Origin of the sequence: Clostridium vincentii (genome assembly GCF_002995745.1) — a bacterium.
GTDB lineage: Bacteria > Bacillota > Clostridia > Clostridiales > Clostridiaceae > Clostridium > Clostridium vincentii.
This window is the reverse complement of record NZ_PVXQ01000021.1, coordinates 45,593-63,311: the sequence shown is the minus strand read 5'-3', so window position 1 is coordinate 63,311 and position 17,719 is coordinate 45,593. Positions and strand designations below refer to the sequence as shown.

Sequence of the window (17,719 nt, the reverse complement as noted above, 5' to 3'; positions counted from 1 at the left end):
TAAATCCAACTCCATTCTTTTTATCTTAGCAATAAAATTATAATGGATAATTTATGTATTGGGGAGATGTTTTTACATCTCCTTTATTTTTTTGCTACCTTTGCCTACTAAAATTATACTCTAACGCCATTTTCTAAACAGCAGGATATCAAACTTCCTTTTAAATTTGTTGTTATGTTAAATATTCTCCAACCATCTTTTGCATATTTATTAAGTTCAACTTCTAATTCCTTAGCACTACTTAAATCAAATCTCCATTTAAAAACTTTATATTCATACATACAAAAGCCTCTCCTTTTTCTTCCATTCTATCATATTAGAAGTGCTGTCCAAAGAGGGTATAACAACGCACTTGGCAATACAGATATTATTGTAGAGAATATAAATCCTGATCTGTGATTCCATTTTTATAACCTTGAATCTGGACGTATTGCCTTAAGTTCATATAACCTAATTTCAGGGTACGAAGACTCGGATAATATTAGGAGCTAAAGCCCCATTTATAAAGCCCTCTAAGAATTGTGGTACTATATAAATTAAACACAAAATAATAAATATAAATCCTATATACTTAAATGATTTATTCTGTTTTTTCAAACCTACTACAGAAATAATAATTCCTAAAATTAATACAATAACAATAATAACATCAATCATTTTACAACATCCTTTCATTAATAACTTAGATTTAGTACATGAACTAACCCCTACCCCAGTGAAACAATCTAAGAATACTCTTACTATGCAAATCACCTTACTGCTTATTTAAAGTTACAATTTTATACTAAATCAGAAATAACAACTGTAGCTTATTTTTTCAACTTAAACATCTCTGGCTTTATGACTTTTAAAGATAGAACTTGCCCACACTTTGTACAAATATCAGCAACTATTTCAGAACCACCAGAAAAGAATTTATCAACTGGGATCATGTTTGCATGACCTATTAATTTTCCTTTACCGATTTCTGTACATCCACATACTGGACATCCATTATTGTTCTCCATAAAATTATCCTCCTATTTTTATTTTTTACAAATATTGTTTATATTGTAATTTACGTCTTCCGCTAAATCAAACATACTTCCATTTGTAAATATTCTTATTTATTTCAAAGTTATCCCTCTCCTTAAAATACTTAGTTCGTCCTACCATCCCAGCTCAATCTAAACAATTATATTCATATTATAACATATTATGTAAACATTCTATTATTTCACCAAACAGTAAGGTATCCACAATTCTTATTCTCCTAAGAATATCTCCTGCTTCCTATTCTCTAAATACTCAATTCTACATTACTCTTAATTCCTTTGCGACGTAGCTTTCTAGTATTGAGCAGCAAAAATACCGCATATCATCGTTGAACCTGCGGTATCCTAATTAATTATTTAAATATGTGACTTTAAATCTACCCTTTACCCCCATAACTATCTTTAATATATAAACTATTTTTCAGAAATAGCCATAAAAAAACTAAACAGACAAATGCAAATATACCAAACCCAATAATCATCGGTATATTATTAGAAGTGGTCTTTTGCATTGTAACAATCATTAAACAGATAATATTCACATTGGTTAATAGCGCAAAAACCATCATCATTGGTGCAATTAGATATCCCAGCGCTTTCTTTTTAATCAGCATGATAGAGGAAATAAACATTAATGGCAAGTAAAAAGCAAAGTCTAAAACATGAATAGGATTTGTAAATAAATTATCCTTTATAATATTCTCTGGTACTGTATTAGTTAACACTGCAGGTAGGGAATCAGAAAGCCACAAAAAAGCGAACATGAAAGCTATTATGAATAAGAATATCCCAACTGCTTTAGTAGGTGTTTTTTCTGTAAACCAAGATCTAAAGTCCTCGTTAATATTCTCAACTAAAAAATTTATTACTGAAAAATTTGATAATCCTAATATCAAACAATAAGCTAGAAATAAAAAATTAAAATGAACAGCAAAACAATAAATAGCATAAGAATAGATATTGGTAATCATGGTCCCAAGCCAAATAATTTTTGCATTTCTATTTCCTTTTGAAGCATAAAAAGCAGAAGCTAGAAGAATAGGCGATACAAAAATCAGATTAGAAATATCCTGCCCAATACATTGTGACAGCCAACCTACAGTTTCTTTTAAATATAATTTTTGATTCCATATTCCTATACCACTACATGTTGCAATGAGTATAACTATTGGAATTGTGAAGTATAATATATTTTTGTCATTTTTAGTTTTAATAATAATGTTATTCATTTTTTCACCCCTTACTATTTCTTAGCCATCTTATTAATCATTACATTCATATGATTATAACCTTTTCGCATTTTGTGAACTCTCTGAAATATTTTTCAAGAATAAATACAAAAAACATATACAAATAAATGTAACTATACATAAATCAATAATTATTGGTATATCATTAGAAAGGGTCTTTTGCATTGTAACAATCATTAAACAAATAATATTTATATAGGTTAATATGATAAGAACTATCATCATTGGTGCAAGAAGATACCCCAATGTTTTCTTTTTAATCACCATGACAGAAGAAATAAACATTAATGGTAAGTAAAAAGAAAAGTCTAAAACCTGAACCGGACTTGTAAATAAATTATCCTTTATTATACCCTCCGGTACTGTATTAGTTAATACTGCTGGAAGTGAAGTAGAGAGCCATAGAACAGAAAACATGGAAGCTGTTATAAATAAAAAAAGCCCAATTGTTTTAGTAGGTACCTTTTCTGTAAACCAATTTTTAAAGTCTTCATTAATATATTTAACAAAAAAAATAAGTGCAGAAAAAATAGATAATCCTAGTATCGAACAATATAAGTGAAATAAAAAATTAAAATGAACGGCAAAACAATAGATAGAATAAGTATAAACATTGGTGATTATTGTACCAATCCAAATAATTTTCGCAATTTTATTTCCTTTTGAGGCATAAAAAGCAGAAGCTAAAAGAATGGGCGATATAAAGAATAGATTTGAAATATCTTGTCCAATACATTGTGCCAACGAACCCACAGTTTCCTTAGAATATAATTGTTCATGCCAAATACCTATACTGCTGCATGTTGCAGTGAGTATAACTATTAGAATTGTTAAATATAACAGAGTTTTATTCTCTTTTGGTTTAACACTAATGTTATTCAACTCCTTCACTTTTATTATCCATCTCATTAATATGTAACAGCATGGTCTGTATCACTTTTCTTGCAATTTGCAAGTCATCTATATCTTTAAACAATGTTTCAGTAAACACAGCCCCCTCCTCTTTAATCATTTTCCAAAATTCATAGCTATTCTCTGTCAATTTAAGTCTAGTTGCACGAGTATCTCTTTTATCCTTTTCTAAAATCAATAATCCTTTTTTCTCTAGCTTTAAAGCAACCTGCTTCACATTCTGATGAGAACTTCCCATTTCATTTGCAACTTCTTTCATTGTAGGTGGATTATCAAATAAATTGTCTATAATAACTGATAAAAACCACTGCTTTGTTGTAATATCAAATCGATTAAATTCTCTTTGGAGCGAAGTGTCCATCCTGTTAGAGAGTATAAAAATTGATCCAAATAAATATTTACGATCATCCATCATTTCAAGTTTGCTCATAATTGCCTCCTAATTACTAAAATAAAATAGGTAATGTATTACCTTTAAACATAATATATTACCTTTTCATTGGTTTGTCAATTCTTTTTTATCCATATTCTAGTATATTGTGTATTAAATGCTTCTCTACTAGTATTACCTAAATGCACTAAAGAAAATTTTATCTTCTTCCACCATAGTTATAATTAATTTCACTATTTATATGGCTTCTTTCTTTAAAGTATATATTACTCTACGACTAGCTCCAAAATCTCGTGTAGTAGTATATCCAGAAACAACTTCCCATCCTACTTCCCCTAGTTTATTAAGTTTTTCTTCCATCTCGTTAGTATTCACAACATACCCATTATCCCTATTGAATTAAATTCAATTACTTTAAGAATATTATTTAGATTATGTTCATTTTTGACGTATACGTTTCATTACATGATAGCATAAATAATCACCGTTTTCTGTCAATATCTTATGATAATCTATTGGGAAATATCCTCGTTTAATATACATATTATACGCAGGAAACGAAGCAGCCAATGTCACTTCATCAAATGATTTGAATAGAAGGTTTTCTAAGATATCCATTATTTTGTGGCCGTAACCTTTACCTTGATACTGGGGTAAAACGAACAATCTACATACTTCATTTTCTTTTACACTGCCTGTTCCAACAAAATTATTTCCTTCTAATAATAAGTAGATTTCATTTTTTTGAATTGCATTTTTAATATTTTCATCCGAATGATGAGTTAAGAAAAAGTCAACAGCCCCTTTCGGATAGTAATTGGGATAAATATCGTTTATAGTATTGCAGACAATATCCTTAACAATATTAAAATGCTTTTGCGTTGCCTTAATTAACTCCATATAATCACTTCCTTCTATATATTCAACTTCAATTTCCTCTTTACTCATTCCTCAGACGATTTTAACTCTTCTACCATCTTTCTGAGTTTTATATATTGATCAACTGAAAAATAAGTAGCCACAAGAAGTGCTATACCAATCCATGGCAATGCACCACTCCAAAAATCGACCCAAGGACCGTTTCCATCTCCTTTAAAGGCATTAGTAAATATTGTGAAATATTCTATTACACACGCAATAGCAAACAAAGCTATGGCAACTATAAGTTGACGACTTTTAAGCATTCTGCTGTACATATCTATTTTTGAAAACCTGTCGTTAAAAATTGATAAATCAGCCCCGACTTCTTTTTTCTTTCGAAAATAGCACCATTTATCATGCTGTAATACATACTCCCAGCCACAATCCATAAACATCTGAATATAGTCTTCCTCTGCTACACCATTTCCCTTAAAATCAAGCTGGTAAATCCACTCATCAACATCACATCTTTCAAACCTGTATTTAATTCCATTAATTTTAATAAGGCGCCATCCATTCTTGTGCTGTTCTTCTAACCACTTTTCTTGTTGTGTAAATTCTGCAATACCAAAGTTCTTCTTTTCTATTTTAGATTCCATCACACATATTCCCCCCTTTTATTCTTATATAAACGTTCAATTCCTTTTAATTCAATAGTCAGAATTTTTTTTTGTTATCTTTATTCTCTAATTGCTTTTTCTTTTTTTAACTTGCTAATTTTCTTTGATACTTTTAATATTCCAAATCCAAGTAAAAGCGTTATAAGGAAAGAGAAAATTTTAAAATCAAAATTTACCGAATGTCTCTTCTCTATATAATTGTATAAGTAAGAAAAAGCAGGCACTACATTCATTGATGTTACAGCAAGAATCAAGAACCTAATCCGTTTGTAATGCTTGATTTTCGAGTCAATATCAGAATAGATCTCAAAGTCTCCATAGGCCACCTTTTTTCTAAAATATGCCCAACGCATTAAAGATCCAATATACTCCACTCCTGTTTCTTCAAGAAAACTAATATATGAGATGCTTTCAGCATTTGATGGCACATTTTCTAAAAGTTCTAATTTGTATGCGTATTCACCTTCAATAGTCTCTTCAAAAACATATTTACAAAATCCAACTGCAACTAGTTGTAGTCCTTTTACTGACATTTCATTTAACCAGTTCTCCTCTTTTTCAAAATCCCATACCCAAAACCATTTATGCACTGTGTATCTCATTCTTCTATGCCCCCTGCAATTTTTTTGCCATTTTTAATAAGTTCACGCAGTCTTTCAATTTCATTTTTTATAACCACTTTGCCAGATTCAGTAATTTCATATTCCTTTTTACGTGAATTGACTTTGCCAGCAAGTGCTATTATAAATTCTTTTTCAAGCAAAGTGTTAATTGCACCATAAAGCGTTCCGGCTGCGAGATTAACTCTGCCTTCACTTAATTCAATAATATTTTGCATTATTCCATATCCATGCATTGGAACATAGAGTGATAAAAGAATGTAATAAACAGCTTCAGTTAGTACTATATTCCCTTTAATATTGCTCATTATATCTTCCTCCGTTATATCATCTTCCGATATATGTATTGTAACGGGCACCGATATACTTGTCAATAGTTTCCAAAAAATAAGAGCAGTAAAACCGCTTATGGTTAGTACTGCTCCTATTGCTATTTTATTTTACATAAACACCTCTGGGGTAAAATTATACTTTAAAGAAAGGATGATCCTTAACTTTCTCATAATATTGTTTTAAAAATGTTAAATCAGCCTCAGTCAAAGGATTCTTCAAACATTCCTCAATATTTTCAACAACAAATGAAAAATTCGTAAAATCTCCGGGTGGAATCAAGGTGTCTACTCCAAGACTAAGTGTATATTTCATTGCGGCAAGGCGCAATTCCTTATTTTCGAGATCTATTGGTTTGCACCAAGATTTTTGAAAGGTTGAGTTTTCCCGTTCATCTGGGTTAAACCAGGCACGTTCTATCAATTCTTTCATACCAAGCAGACCCATACCTTTTTCTTTTGCCGTTTTACATAATTGTGTTCCCATATCATGGCCTATATTCATATGCCAATTTAAAGGAAATAGCACAGTATCAAAATCATAAAGTGACATTGCTTTTAGAGCAACTGCTTCATTATGGCAGGTAATTCCTAAATTTCGTACCAAGCCACGTTCCTTTGCTTTTACCATCATTTCCATAACGCCACCAACACCGAATGCTTTATCCACGTCTTCTTCTTTTTTTAGTGCATGCATCTGATATACATCAAAATAATCAGTGTGAAGCAAACTAAAAGACTTTTCAAATTCTTTCTGCGCATCCACTTTCATTCTGCAACCTGTTTTGCAGGCAAGATGTATATTTTTACGATAGGGCATAAGTGAAATCCCTAGTTTTTCTTGCGCATCTTCATAGGTTGGAGCGACATCAAAATAGTTGATTCCACGATCAATAGCCCATGATACATATTGGTCAGACGCCTCCTGACCATCTCTCATTGAAACAATCCCTCCATATACTACTGGGGTAATCTCAAAACCTGTATTACCAAACTTTCTTTTATCCATAAAATCAATCCTGGTTTCTAAAATCGAATAAAATCAATTTTTCACATCATCACTTAAACCAGTTAATCCTCCCTTTTTTATATTTATTTTTTTATTATTGACTCTGCCACCTTATTCTCATGTAAACTATAACATATAAGGTTAACTCTAAGTCAAGAGCTTCTCCAAAAAAATTTGAATCCCTGTAAAACGCCAATTTTGCAAGTTTCCTTCACCGGTGCATATTTTACTGCTGCAATTTAAAATTATTTGTCAGGCCCCTTCTCATATTCTACGATTTCTTTAGTTTTATCTACTTAAATTAAGTGTATTCTTTCTTTAAGATTTATAATTGTCACTTGTTCTTTTTCACTTAAACTTAAAATATACTTAGTGAATTCAAAATACCATTCTCTTTCATATTCATTTTCCAAACTTAAATTAGATACATATTTTGATAGAAGAATAATTTCCATTTGTGATAAGCTTTTGAAGCATATAATATATTCATCTTCAAATAAGCATTCAGCATCTAACATATCCGCTAAATCTTCTAGACTCTTAATATTATTTTTAATTAATGCAACTTTATCCTGAATTGAAGAACATTCTCTAATTTTCCTAATTAATTTTCTAAATACAGGGTTGCTTAATTTTTTACCATCTATATATTCAATAAATTCATTATCATTATCTTCATAAAATGATATAAATACTGTTTCTAATTTATTAAGTTCAATGCTTTTATTTATCAATGAAGTTATTTTTAATGTAGAGTTTCTAATATAATCTATTAATACTTCGTTTTTAATCTCTAAACTTTCACAGCATCTTTTTGCATATTTTAACAACTCTCCTTCTAACTCTTCTAAGGATAATTTGCCTAACTTATTACTTATCTGTTCTCTATCTATACTATTAATATTAAGATTTTTTAAAGATTTACCACAAATTATTAAACCTACTGCATTAATCAATACTAGTTCAAATATGTTTATAAGTAATAATTCGCAATTTATATCATATCCTTTTAATAATTCATTAATTTCATAAATATCAAAGTTATAACAAAACTCATTTTCTAAGGTTAATGTCTCTAAATAATTATTTATATACTCAATACCTATATAATTCATATTATCTATGTAAAGTTGATAATCTATTGATCCTGGAGTCTCATGAGCTGCAAAACAGTCTTCATATTCTTTGAAAAACAATGGAATACCATAATCTATAGTATCGTTATATGAATAATTATCAACTTTAAGCTTATTATCATGAATTTTATCTAGCAGCTTTTTGCTCTCTACTGTCTTTTTCTTGATTAAATCGTGCCCCATTTTTAGAATATAAGCTAAACTTAAGTTCTTTAATTCCTCTATTATTAATTCTATACTATCGAAAGTTTTCAAATAAATTCCCATTGTATAATCAATACACTGCATTATACTTTCTACTACCTCTACCATAACTGAACTGCTTTCATCTTTTGTATAATATTTCAATTGCACTTTTAAAATTTCTATTCTTTCATAAGATATCCTATTTAAACTCATATCATCTAATAACTTTTTCTCATAACAAATCACCAAAATATCCTTAAAAAAATATTCCTGACTGACGTTATTCTCTATAGAAAAACTATATTTTTGAATGTTTTTACTCTTACCCATAACTTATCAGTCCTTTTCATTATCAATATTTGTATAATCTTTCACTCCACGTCTTATATTATCAGAGATTTTATATAATACTCTTCCCTCTAAAAGTTCTAATGATCCTTGGCAATAGTTATCAAAATGCTCCTTCATGATTTCTATTAATTCATCATCACTTATATAATCTAAAGTTTCATTTTTATAATTATAAAAAATTTCTACAAGTTCGTTTATTGTATCACTGTAATTATATTGTGATATATATGGGGAATCACGAAAGGATATAATAATTTTATTTATGATTTGACCATTAAATTCTATTCTCCCACTTTTTTCTAGTGCTCTATTTCTTGTTTTAACAATTTCTTTTACATCCTCATCATGAAGCATTAATCCATATTCACTTGTAAGTTCATTACACTTAAATATTTCATTAAATATTTCATTAAATATTTGCGTCTCTAGTAAGTTATTTTCAAATAAATTGATAATTTCTTTCAATTTCAAAACCCCTTTAAAATATTTATTGACATGTGACTCCAAGTATGCTATAATTAATAAATACGCTCATATTGCAGTCACAATAGTTTATTATAGCATTGGCAATTTTTATTGTCAATGTAGTTTAACGTAAAAAGAGTATCTTCAATTTCGAAGATACTCTTTTTTTTAAGTTTTACCCTATTAAGCTCAAATATTTCCACATAATAACATTCTATTATAAAATCATATTTTTCCCTCTTCTTAATTAGATATAGATTATTTCTACTCCTGAAAAAGTAATATCACCAACTAATATTAAAGTATTTGTTGGTATTTGATCATTCTTATTTTTTTCACTAACAGCGCCTAAAGTTACATTAGTTTTATTCTCAACATTCCAGGTTTTTGGTACATATAATTCTATTCCTGAGAAAGAAGCATTAATCCTAGCTATAGCATTGTCGTTACTCATAGTTGCATTATCAAAATATACCTTCATAGCTCCAAAAGAACAATTAAAATCTGCTTGCTCAAATTCATCTGTATTTATATATTTTATACTAGCACCAAATGAAGTCTTAAATCTAACATTACTTTCGTCTTCTACATCAATTTTCTCAAACTTATAATCATCATCATTATGTTTGGTATTAAACCATTTAGTATGTTTATTAAAAATCATAGAGAGACCAATACTACCAAGTAGTGCTGCAATCAATACAGTCCAAGGTGTAATATCTGTAATCCCTAATTGTTTATCATATATTATACAAATAAATGCAATGGGGAATAGAATACCTGCAAAATTAATTTTAAGCAAACTTTTCACAATAACTACTACTAAAAAAACTGTTAACAATATACTAAATACATTTACATCAGGAAAGTATCCAAGCTTACTTATAATCAAGAAAATCCCTCCTAATATAAGTACCAATCCCCAAAAAGCCTTCTCTTTTTTCATCTTATTTACTCCTTTCTAATAATTTAATTTTTAATGGTCTATAATAATATCTTGAAACAAATATCTGTTTATGAGTATTTTGAAATTCAACCTTACTTGATGATGATATGCTACGTGTTATGGAGTAAATATGATTTGTATTTAAAATTGTTGATTTTGAAACTCTCATAAAATATCCTGGCAAGAATTCTTCAAGTTCATAAAGCTTATATTTTACGGCATATATATTGTTTATGGTATGTGCGCAAATCCCTTTTTCTTCAGTTTCAAAAAATAAAATTTCTTCCAAGGACAGATAATACTCAGCATCACCTTTGTAAAAAGTTATATTTTTCTTGTGTGATAACATATCGTCAAGCATAATTTTAATATTTTTGACATCTTCACTTAATTCACTACATCTAATAATAACTTCATTTTCTTTAATTTTATTATTTACTTCAATTCGTATTTTCATATTTTCACTCTCCACATTTTCTATTATATTAACTATTTTTTCCATTGTAAATATAATAACAGTAAGTAGTTAGTTATTGCTTATAAGTGGTATGTTTTTATACAGATCTTGCTAAATAATTGTTCTTCAATATAATATAAAAAAATAGTAGCTCCATCGTAATTGGGAGCCACTATTTTTAGTGAAGTTATGAATTACAAGAAAAATAAAAGTGGGAAAAGCGGGAAAAATGGGAAGAATCCACAACCTCTACGACACCTACAATTCCTGCAGCATCTACGACATCTACAACATCTATTACCTGACATATTATTTACCCCCTTTTTTACTTTATACTTTATTATATTCTCAACATTACATAACTGTTCTTATAAACCAATTATGTAATGTAATAAATTGTATTTGTTTTTATTACACTAAAAAAACTTGTCCCCCATATCGAGGGCAAGCTTCTCTTAATATACTAATTTACGAATAATAGTATTTACTTATATAGTTGTAACATCAGTTACATTTTGATTTTCATCAGGAATTTCAACTATACCAGTTATTATAGAACCCTTATATATTGCCGTTCCATTAATTACATATAGTTCAATTTTATCATTTTCTGCACCTGTAATAGTAAGAGTTGATCCAGTTGTTAATTTTATAAGTGCACTACTGTTAACATCACCTACTAATAGGTTGTCTACTGTTCCAGCACCCCATCTTAAATTAGCACCTGAATTTACTACAACTACATTACCAAAACCAATTTTCCAGTAATCTCTAAGTGTAGTTCCTGATGGAATTATAACTTGAGACATACCGCTAGGAATTGATTTAGCAATTGTAATGTCTGTTTCGCCAGCTGCTAATGCTTCTTCTAATTGTGACATTGTAGTTACATCTACAGTATTGGCGGGAGCTACAACTGTACTCTTAATTAAAGTAACTGCAGTTTGTGCAAGCAGTCTACCATTTATTGATGCATTAGTTCCTAAAGAAATATTTGTTTTACCAAGTATTATTCCCTCAAAGTGTGAATCACTGCCAATAGAAACTGTTTGAGCTGCCTGCCAGAATATATTCTTGGCTTGTACTCCACCTGCTAGGATAATATTAGTTCCACTAGCTTGGGTGATTCCTTCAGCTATTTGAAAAATGAAAACATCATTTTCTCCACCATTAAGTGTAACATCTGAATTTATTAAAACACCGGTACCCCATTTGTAAACACCAGCTGTAAGTGTTTGACCACTAATGTCCCCAGTATACAATTCAGTATAATCAGGAGCTCGTCCAGCAGCATCTGTGTACGCTGTTTCCATGTTGCTTACTGCTGTAGTAAGTTTGCTAGGAGTTGGAGACGCATAATCCGGAGCATACGCCTGTCCTATAAGTTGAGCTGAATGTGAAAATTCAGTAGTTGCATCCAAAGTTAGAGAAAATCCAGTAATTGCAGTTGAATCAATTGGACTAACTCCTATATTTCCAGTAACAACAGAATTAGGTACAGTAGAAATTCCTGTTTTTGCTAGAATCGCATAATCTCCAGAAGTACCAAGGTTTACAGGCTTTGTCACCACTAATTGTGTATCATTTTCCTCAGTCCCTGTGTTTCCTGATGTAAGAACTGTTGGCACATAAGCAAATGCAGAACTAAATGAAAGCGATACCATACCTAACGTTAAAAAAGTTGTTAATAATTTCTTGAATATTTTATTCTTCATAATTCTCCTCCTAAGTTGTTTTTCTTTAAAAAGTTGTAATTCTAGATTTCTGTAAAGTTAGCATTCACTCCTTTCAACCTTAAATTAAAACTCAACCGTTCTATGGAGCTAAAATTCTTATTTTTGGGCAAGAAAAAAAAGCTTTAGCTCGGCAGCTGGCTACCATTCAATTGAAAGGCCCTTTAGCTTTGCGTCCTTACCTTTCGATAAGTTTGCTATTGATCGGAAAAGCTTAAGATAATCTTAAGACACTCTAAACATACTATATATTGGAGTATATTGCAATATATTGTCACATTGTTTATATATTCTAATAATTTTTGAAGCTTATTTGTGAATTTAATTTAATCCTTTTATAAGTAGCTTATAAGATCTCTTTTTAGCTGCTTCAATATCGTCTCTAGTGTTTTTAGTATTGCAACTTATTATATTCTGAAACCCCATAAATACACTTACAAAAACAGTAATTGCATATTCTTTATCCTCTTGTTTTTTAATAAATCCTTCATTAAACCCTAATAATACAAGGGATTTTACAATCTCTCTTAAAAGTTTATCTCTTTCATCTACCCATTCTATATCATTATTTATTAATTCATTAAATTCGTAGGGGCTTATACTGGAAAATAAGGGGTTAGCGGCAGAATGATAATCTCGTACACAGACTTCTGTTATTTCAAAAAGTATGTAGCATTTTTTTTCGAATCCATCTACCCTATTAATTTTACTTAACACTTCAGAAATCCCCATATCCATACTATATATTAATGACTTTTTTAAAATATCTTCCTTCGATTTAAAATAGTCATAAATTGTTCCTTTACCTATTCCTGCAGCTTCAGCAATATCAGATACCTTAATTGCATGAAGCCTTACCCCTTCATTTATTAACTTAGTTACCCCATTAAATATCAATATTTCTTTTTCAGAGTAGCTAGTATTATACACGTTTATCTTCCTCCTCTATTATTATTACTTTCAGTTCTTTACTGTGGAGTAAATCATACATTATTGGAACTACAAATAATGTAAGCATAGTTGCATAAGTTAATCCACCTATTGTTACTATAGCCATAGGCTGAATCATATCTGCCCCCATGCCTATTCCAATGGCTAATGTAGATAATCCAAGAATAGTTGTTAAAGCTGTCATTAGAATGGGACGAATTCTAGCTTTTCCAGTTAGAATTAATGCGTCTTTCTTCTCTATACCTTCAAGCCTTAATTGATTAACATAATCTACAAAAACTATACCATTATTAACTACAATCCCTGAGAGCATTAAAAATCCAAGCATAGAAATCATACTTAATTCAAATCCTGTAATAAGTAGTGCAAGGAATCCCCCTGTAAAAGCTAATGGAATTGTAAACAGTACTATAAATGGTGATAATAGTGATTGAAATTGTGCGACCATAATTAGATATATGAAAATTATAGCTAATGCAATCATCTTAATTAAATCAGTAAATGCATCATTTATGGATTCTTTTTCTCCACCGATTTCTACTGAATAACCTTCTGGTACATCATAGGATTCTAATTTTCTCTCGATTTCATCACTTACTAGCCCAACATTATGATCATTATCTATAGCTGCTTTAACTGATAAAGTACGAACCTGTGATTCACGCCTAATTGACGAAAGACTCTCTGCTTCCTCTATTGTAGCTATATCACTTAATGATATCTCCTCTTCCACACCATCCTTAGTTACAGTTAAGGTATGATATTTTAAGCTTTCTCTGTTTATTTTGCTCTCTTGATCATCTATTAAAATGATTGGATACTCCTTTTCTGAAACATTTAATGTAGTTGCTTTAGTTTCATCTTTAATTGCAATGGCTATATCTTGATATACTTGTGCTACTGTTAATCCATAACTCATGGCCTTGTTTTTATCTACTGTTATACGCGTTTCAGCGGTTGATTCTCCTAATCCATCCGAAACTTCTTTAGTTCCTTCTGTTCCCTCTACTGTTTCTGTAACATCTCTACTTATTTCTCTTAATTTATCTAAATCATTTCCCTTAATTATCACCTCAACTCCAGATCCCCCTAGTGCAGACATATCCATTGTTGATGTATTTATTGTTATGTCACAATCTAAATCCGAAGTGACGTTTGCGATTAATTCCCCTACCTCTTTACTTAATAAATCCTTATCTTCCTTTAGTAATACATATAATGATACATTTCTTTTTCCACCTGACATACCAAGTAATGCAGTATCCATACCACCAGACTGAATAGCTCCAACGGTTTCAACGTCTTGGATGGAAGTTATTCTATCTACTAAAGTATTACTCATTTCCCTAGTTTCATTTAAATCAGAACCTTTAGGCATTTCCATAGAAACTGAAATTTGAGTGCTATCTGTCTCTGGCATTAGAATAGTTCCTTTCGCAATAGTTAATACGGCACTACCTGCAAGTAAAACTACAACTGTAATTAATACTATAGCTCTATGTTTAAGCGATACAGCTAATACCTTTTCATATACATGAACAATCTTATTGAAAAATTTGTTTTCATTTTCTATATCTTTCTTAAGAACTGTTGATGCCATGGTTGGTACTAAAGTTAAAGCTACTATTAAACTTGCTATAAGTGAATATGCTATAGTTAGTCCCATATCACTAAACAATTGACGAGAAATACCTTGTGTAAATACAATTGGTAAAAACACGCAAATAGTAGTTAGTGTTGATGCAGCAATAGCTCCTGCCACCTGTGTTGCGCCTTTTACAGATGCCTTTGCCGAGCTCATTCCTTGATTCTTTAATCTATAGATATTTTCAATTACAACTATACTATTATCAACTAACATTCCTACCCCTAAGGCCAGTCCTGCTAAAGATATAACATTCATAGTAACACCACTAAAATACATCATAGTAACAGCAAACAATAAACTTATAGGAATACTGAAAGCTATAATAATAGTTGGTTTTATACTCTTTAGGAAAATAAGTAGTATAATAACTGCAAGAATTCCTCCAAGCAAAAGGTTGTTTAAAACAGAATCGATAACAACATCAATATATACTCCTTGATCTTGCAAAGGGGTAATGTGCATATCTTTATTATCATTCATTAATGTCTCTATATTCTCATTTATTTTCTTAGAAACTTTTGAGGTAGATGCAGTACTTTGCTTTTGAAAAGAAAGAATAATTCCATCATTTCCATTGATTTTAGCATACATTTCTTCTGCATTATCAGCGTATTCAACTGTCCCTATATCTTCAATCTTAACTTCCCCTATTCCATCAACATCTATGTTAAAAAGTGCTAAATTCTTTAATTCTTCAAAACTTGTAAATTCATCTCCAACTTTTACAATATATTGTTCATTTCCTTCTTTTATATAACCTGCTGGCATAGAGAAGTTTTGAGCCATTAATAATTTACTTATGATATCTTTAGTTATGGTACCGCTTAAATTAGCTTTTTCATATGCTTCATCTCGTGCACTCTCAAATTCCTTTGTAGCCTTTTCTAACTCTGCTTCAGCAGTAGATAAAGTTACAGCAGCCTTAGTTAATTCTTGATTCAAAGTAAGTTTTCCAACTTCTAGTTTCTTTTCATTGGATACTATTTCTTTGAGTTTTGCATCTAAAGTAGGTTTTTGTTCTTTAATTGATACTAAACCTTCATCTATAGCTTTAATTCCATCGTTAAATTGAGCTAAAGCAGTTTTCTCTTCCTCCACTACAGGTATTTCGTTTTCTTCTTGCCACTTAATTAATGCCTCCAGTGTAGTTTTTTGAATTACTAACTCAGCCCTTTGAGTTTCTAAATCCTGTTGTAGTTTAGGTAAGTCTGTAAGTACGGATTCAAGTTGATCTTTCCCAGTTTCTAAAGCCATACTTCCATCTACAAGTTGCTCAGTTTTACTTGCACTTTCCTTAGCTAATAGAATTTTTCCATCAGCTACCTTAGCCTTTCCAGAATCTATTTGAGCTTTTGCTTCAGCTAGCTTAGAATCAACAGACTTTAAAACTCTATTATTAAGATCATCAATCTTTTTGCTATCTAATGTTACCTTAATATTCTCTTCTAATAAACCTGTAGCTTCAACTGAACCGACTCCGTCAATTCTCTCAAATACCGGCATAATTTCTTCTTTAACTAGCTTAGATGTCTCATTAATATCTAGGTTGTTTACATCAATACTAGCTACCATAATAGGAAGCATATCTGGATTTAATTTCATAAGCATTGGTGATCCAACCTCAACATCTAATTGAGCTTTAACAAGATCAACTTTTCCACTAAGATCAATCATTGCACTATCCATGTTTACCTCTTGATTGAATTCTAGAATAAGCATACTTGAATTCTCACTTGAAACACTATTAATTCCTTTAATACCACTAGTTGTTGATAAAACTTGTTCTAATGGCTTTGTAACTGCAATCTCAACTTTTTCAGGACTTGCTCCTGGATACGTTGTCATAACTACTACATAAGGCAAATCTATTTTTGGTAGTAAATCAGTAGTCATACTAGTAAAAGATATTATACCTAAAATAACAACTAATATCACAGAAACAACAATAGTTAAAGGTTTTTTTACACTAAACTTTGAAAGCATCACATTTCCCCCTAATAAATACAATCCGACTGACCAGTCGGTATTTGTATATATTACCATGTAAAATATGATAATTCAATAAAATTTGTTGAATTCAAAGAAAAAAAAAGTAAGGTTAACCCCTCCTAATTAATTTAATATTGCTAATCAAACATGGTAGAAAAGTTATCTTGTGATTTTGCCTCAAAGCACATCTCTACTTGTTTCTTTGAATTTCTTTCTAACGATAGTGGTGGCAAATCTGCTAAAGAGAAAAATCCACTTTCTTCAGTTTCTATATTTTTTTCAAAGTCACCATCTATTAACTCACAAAGTACGAATATTTTGTATATTCCATAAGCAAATACAGGCACATTATTTTTATTTCTATCTAATACTGCTATTAATTTTTTTGGAACTACATTTACTCCTGCCTCTTCTTTTGCTTCTTTTATTACATTTTCTTTTATTGATAAGTTAACTTCTGCCCATCCCCCAGGCATTGACCAGCATCCATCAACACTTTCTTTAACTAACAATATCTTATCATCCTTAAAAATAACCCCTCGAACATCTACTTTAGGTGTTTGATATCCAGTTTCATTACAGAATAAATCTTTTATTTTTTCATTGTTAATTCCGGTATATTCACTTAATATCTCCGCTGATAAATCTCTAATCTGTTGGAATCTTTCGATATCATACTTATCTTTTGAATATGTCAATCCTGCTTGTGATATTGATTGTAGCTGTTTAGCCCAACTAAGCCATTTTGGTTCCACATTTATCCCTCCTTAA

The 17,719-nt window shown here is 30.2% G+C and carries 20 protein-coding genes and 1 riboswitch; all 20 genes read right to left on the bottom strand.

What is annotated here, in order from left to right; genetic code table 11:
• Nucleotides 1-113: 113 nt before the first annotated feature.
• The 20 genes from CLVI_RS10430 to CLVI_RS10340 all read right to left on the bottom strand — a co-directional run bounded on the left by CLVI_RS10430 (nt 114) and on the right by CLVI_RS10340 (nt 17,703).
• A complete protein-coding gene (locus CLVI_RS10430) occupies nt 114-281 on the bottom strand; it encodes a DUF4177 domain-containing protein (RefSeq protein ID WP_106060067.1) in 168 nt (55 codons plus the stop codon).
• A 175-nt stretch (nt 282-456) separates the two neighbouring features.
• Nucleotides 457-675 (bottom strand): hypothetical protein, encoded by a 219-nt coding sequence (locus tag CLVI_RS10425; protein WP_146127325.1) that lies wholly within the window; start codon nt 673-675, stop codon nt 457-459.
• 134 nt (nt 676-809) lie between these two features.
• Nucleotides 810-1,007, bottom strand: a complete 198-nt coding sequence (locus CLVI_RS10420; protein ID WP_106060065.1) for a transcription initiation factor TFIIIB — start codon at nt 1,005-1,007, stop codon at nt 810-812.
• Nucleotides 1,008-1,411: 404 nt separating this feature from the next.
• Nucleotides 1,412-2,263 (bottom strand): hypothetical protein, encoded by an 852-nt coding sequence (locus CLVI_RS10415; protein ID WP_106060064.1) that lies wholly within the window; start codon nt 2,261-2,263, stop codon nt 1,412-1,414.
• Between the two features lie 54 nt (nt 2,264-2,317).
• A complete protein-coding gene (locus tag CLVI_RS10410) occupies nt 2,318-3,193 on the bottom strand; it encodes a hypothetical protein (RefSeq protein ID WP_106060063.1) in 876 nt (291 codons plus the stop codon).
• Nucleotides 3,159-3,626 (bottom strand): MarR family winged helix-turn-helix transcriptional regulator, encoded by a 468-nt coding sequence (locus tag CLVI_RS10405; RefSeq protein WP_106060062.1) that lies wholly within the window; start codon nt 3,624-3,626, stop codon nt 3,159-3,161. Before CLVI_RS10405 ends, CLVI_RS10410 begins: the two co-directional genes overlap by 35 nt.
• A gap of 198 nt (nt 3,627-3,824) precedes the next feature.
• Entirely contained in the window at nt 3,825-3,962 is a 138-nt protein-coding gene (locus tag CLVI_RS17475) for a hypothetical protein (protein ID WP_170065642.1), read from the bottom strand.
• Between the two features lie 63 nt (nt 3,963-4,025).
• Entirely contained in the window at nt 4,026-4,535 is a 510-nt protein-coding gene (locus CLVI_RS10400) for a GNAT family N-acetyltransferase (RefSeq protein WP_242980653.1), read from the bottom strand.
• Nucleotides 4,532-5,107: a DUF2812 domain-containing protein gene (locus CLVI_RS10395; RefSeq protein WP_242980654.1), complete on the bottom strand. Its 576-nt coding sequence runs from the start codon at nt 5,105-5,107 to the stop codon at nt 4,532-4,534. Before CLVI_RS10395 ends, CLVI_RS10400 begins: the two co-directional genes overlap by 4 nt.
• An 80-nt stretch (nt 5,108-5,187) precedes the next feature.
• Nucleotides 5,188-5,730: a DUF2812 domain-containing protein gene (locus CLVI_RS10390; RefSeq protein ID WP_106060060.1), complete on the bottom strand. Its 543-nt coding sequence runs from the start codon at nt 5,728-5,730 to the stop codon at nt 5,188-5,190.
• Nucleotides 5,727-6,056 carry a PadR family transcriptional regulator gene (locus tag CLVI_RS10385; RefSeq protein WP_106060059.1) on the bottom strand — a complete coding sequence of 110 codons (330 nt, stop codon included), beginning with the start codon at nt 6,054-6,056 and terminating at the stop codon, nt 5,727-5,729. The genes CLVI_RS10390 and CLVI_RS10385 overlap by 4 nt, the downstream gene beginning before the upstream one ends.
• Nucleotides 6,057-6,213: 157 nt before the next feature.
• Complete coding sequence (locus tag CLVI_RS10380) at nt 6,214-7,086, bottom strand: aldo/keto reductase (RefSeq protein ID WP_106060058.1); 873 nt, start codon at nt 7,084-7,086, stop codon at nt 6,214-6,216.
• Nucleotides 7,087-7,382: 296 nt separating this feature from the next.
• The gene (locus CLVI_RS10375; RefSeq protein WP_106060057.1) at nt 7,383-8,738 is read right to left on the bottom strand and encodes a DUF6179 domain-containing protein; all 1,356 of its coding nucleotides are present in this window, start codon (nt 8,736-8,738) and stop codon (nt 7,383-7,385) included.
• A gap of 6 nt (nt 8,739-8,744) precedes the next feature.
• Nucleotides 8,745-9,224 carry a DUF6323 family protein gene (locus CLVI_RS10370; RefSeq protein ID WP_106060056.1) on the bottom strand — a complete coding sequence of 160 codons (480 nt, stop codon included), beginning with the start codon at nt 9,222-9,224 and terminating at the stop codon, nt 8,745-8,747.
• 247 nt (nt 9,225-9,471) lie between these two features.
• Nucleotides 9,472-10,170, bottom strand: coding sequence for a LiaF transmembrane domain-containing protein (locus CLVI_RS10365; protein WP_106060055.1), 699 nt, complete (start codon nt 10,168-10,170; stop codon nt 9,472-9,474).
• 1 nt (nt 10,171) lies between these two features.
• Nucleotides 10,172-10,627 carry a LytTR family DNA-binding domain-containing protein gene (locus CLVI_RS10360; protein ID WP_106060054.1) on the bottom strand — a complete coding sequence of 152 codons (456 nt, stop codon included), beginning with the start codon at nt 10,625-10,627 and terminating at the stop codon, nt 10,172-10,174.
• Nucleotides 10,628-11,115: 488 nt separating this feature from the next.
• Nucleotides 11,116-12,342: an ice-binding family protein gene (locus CLVI_RS10355; protein ID WP_207655359.1), complete on the bottom strand. Its 1,227-nt coding sequence runs from the start codon at nt 12,340-12,342 to the stop codon at nt 11,116-11,118.
• Nucleotides 12,343-12,489: 147 nt separating this feature from the next.
• A riboswitch (cyclic di-GMP riboswitch) is annotated at nt 12,490-12,569 on the bottom strand.
• Nucleotides 12,570-12,681: 112 nt separating this feature from the next.
• Nucleotides 12,682-13,290, bottom strand: coding sequence for a TetR/AcrR family transcriptional regulator (locus CLVI_RS10350; protein WP_170065641.1), 609 nt, complete (start codon nt 13,288-13,290; stop codon nt 12,682-12,684).
• Complete coding sequence (locus tag CLVI_RS10345; protein ID WP_106060052.1) at nt 13,283-16,942, bottom strand: efflux RND transporter permease subunit; 3,660 nt, start codon at nt 16,940-16,942, stop codon at nt 13,283-13,285. The genes CLVI_RS10350 and CLVI_RS10345 overlap by 8 nt, the downstream gene beginning before the upstream one ends.
• A 143-nt stretch (nt 16,943-17,085) precedes the next feature.
• Nucleotides 17,086-17,703, bottom strand: coding sequence for an NUDIX hydrolase N-terminal domain-containing protein (locus CLVI_RS10340; RefSeq protein ID WP_106060051.1), 618 nt, complete (start codon nt 17,701-17,703; stop codon nt 17,086-17,088).
• Nucleotides 17,704-17,719: the final 16 nt, after the last annotated feature.

Excerpts from the sequence above, each read along its gene's own strand:
- CLVI_RS10345 (WP_106060052.1), bottom strand. The coding sequence starts at position 16,942 with ATGCTTTCAAAGTTTAGTGTAAAAAAACCTTTAACTATTGTTGTTTCT.
- CLVI_RS10425 (WP_146127325.1), bottom strand. The coding sequence starts at position 675 with ATGAAAGGATGTTGTAAAATGATTGATGTTATTATTGTTATTGTATTA.
- CLVI_RS10355 (WP_207655359.1), bottom strand. The coding sequence starts at position 12,342 with ATGAAGAATAAAATATTCAAGAAATTATTAACAACTTTTTTAACGTTA.
- CLVI_RS10400 (WP_242980653.1), bottom strand. The coding sequence starts at position 4,535 with ATGAGTAAAGAGGAAATTGAAGTTGAATATATAGAAGGAAGTGATTAT.
- CLVI_RS10420 (WP_106060065.1), bottom strand. The coding sequence starts at position 1,007 with ATGGAGAACAATAATGGATGTCCAGTATGTGGATGTACAGAAATCGGT.
- CLVI_RS10360 (WP_106060054.1), bottom strand. The coding sequence starts at position 10,627 with ATGAAAATACGAATTGAAGTAAATAATAAAATTAAAGAAAATGAAGTT.
- CLVI_RS10365 (WP_106060055.1), bottom strand. The coding sequence starts at position 10,170 with ATGAAAAAAGAGAAGGCTTTTTGGGGATTGGTACTTATATTAGGAGGG.
- CLVI_RS10410 (WP_106060063.1), bottom strand. The coding sequence starts at position 3,193 with ATGAGATGGATAATAAAAGTGAAGGAGTTGAATAACATTAGTGTTAAA.
- CLVI_RS10415 (WP_106060064.1), bottom strand. The coding sequence starts at position 2,263 with ATGAATAACATTATTATTAAAACTAAAAATGACAAAAATATATTATAC.
- CLVI_RS10390 (WP_106060060.1), bottom strand. The coding sequence starts at position 5,730 with ATGAGATACACAGTGCATAAATGGTTTTGGGTATGGGATTTTGAAAAA.
- CLVI_RS10430 (WP_106060067.1), bottom strand. The coding sequence starts at position 281 with ATGTATGAATATAAAGTTTTTAAATGGAGATTTGATTTAAGTAGTGCT.
- CLVI_RS10385 (WP_106060059.1), bottom strand. The coding sequence starts at position 6,056 with ATGAGCAATATTAAAGGGAATATAGTACTAACTGAAGCTGTTTATTAC.
- CLVI_RS10395 (WP_242980654.1), bottom strand. The coding sequence starts at position 5,107 with ATGGAATCTAAAATAGAAAAGAAGAACTTTGGTATTGCAGAATTTACA.
- CLVI_RS10405 (WP_106060062.1), bottom strand. The coding sequence starts at position 3,626 with ATGAGCAAACTTGAAATGATGGATGATCGTAAATATTTATTTGGATCA.
- CLVI_RS10380 (WP_106060058.1), bottom strand. The coding sequence starts at position 7,086 with ATGGATAAAAGAAAGTTTGGTAATACAGGTTTTGAGATTACCCCAGTA.
- CLVI_RS10375 (WP_106060057.1), bottom strand. The coding sequence starts at position 8,738 with ATGGGTAAGAGTAAAAACATTCAAAAATATAGTTTTTCTATAGAGAAT.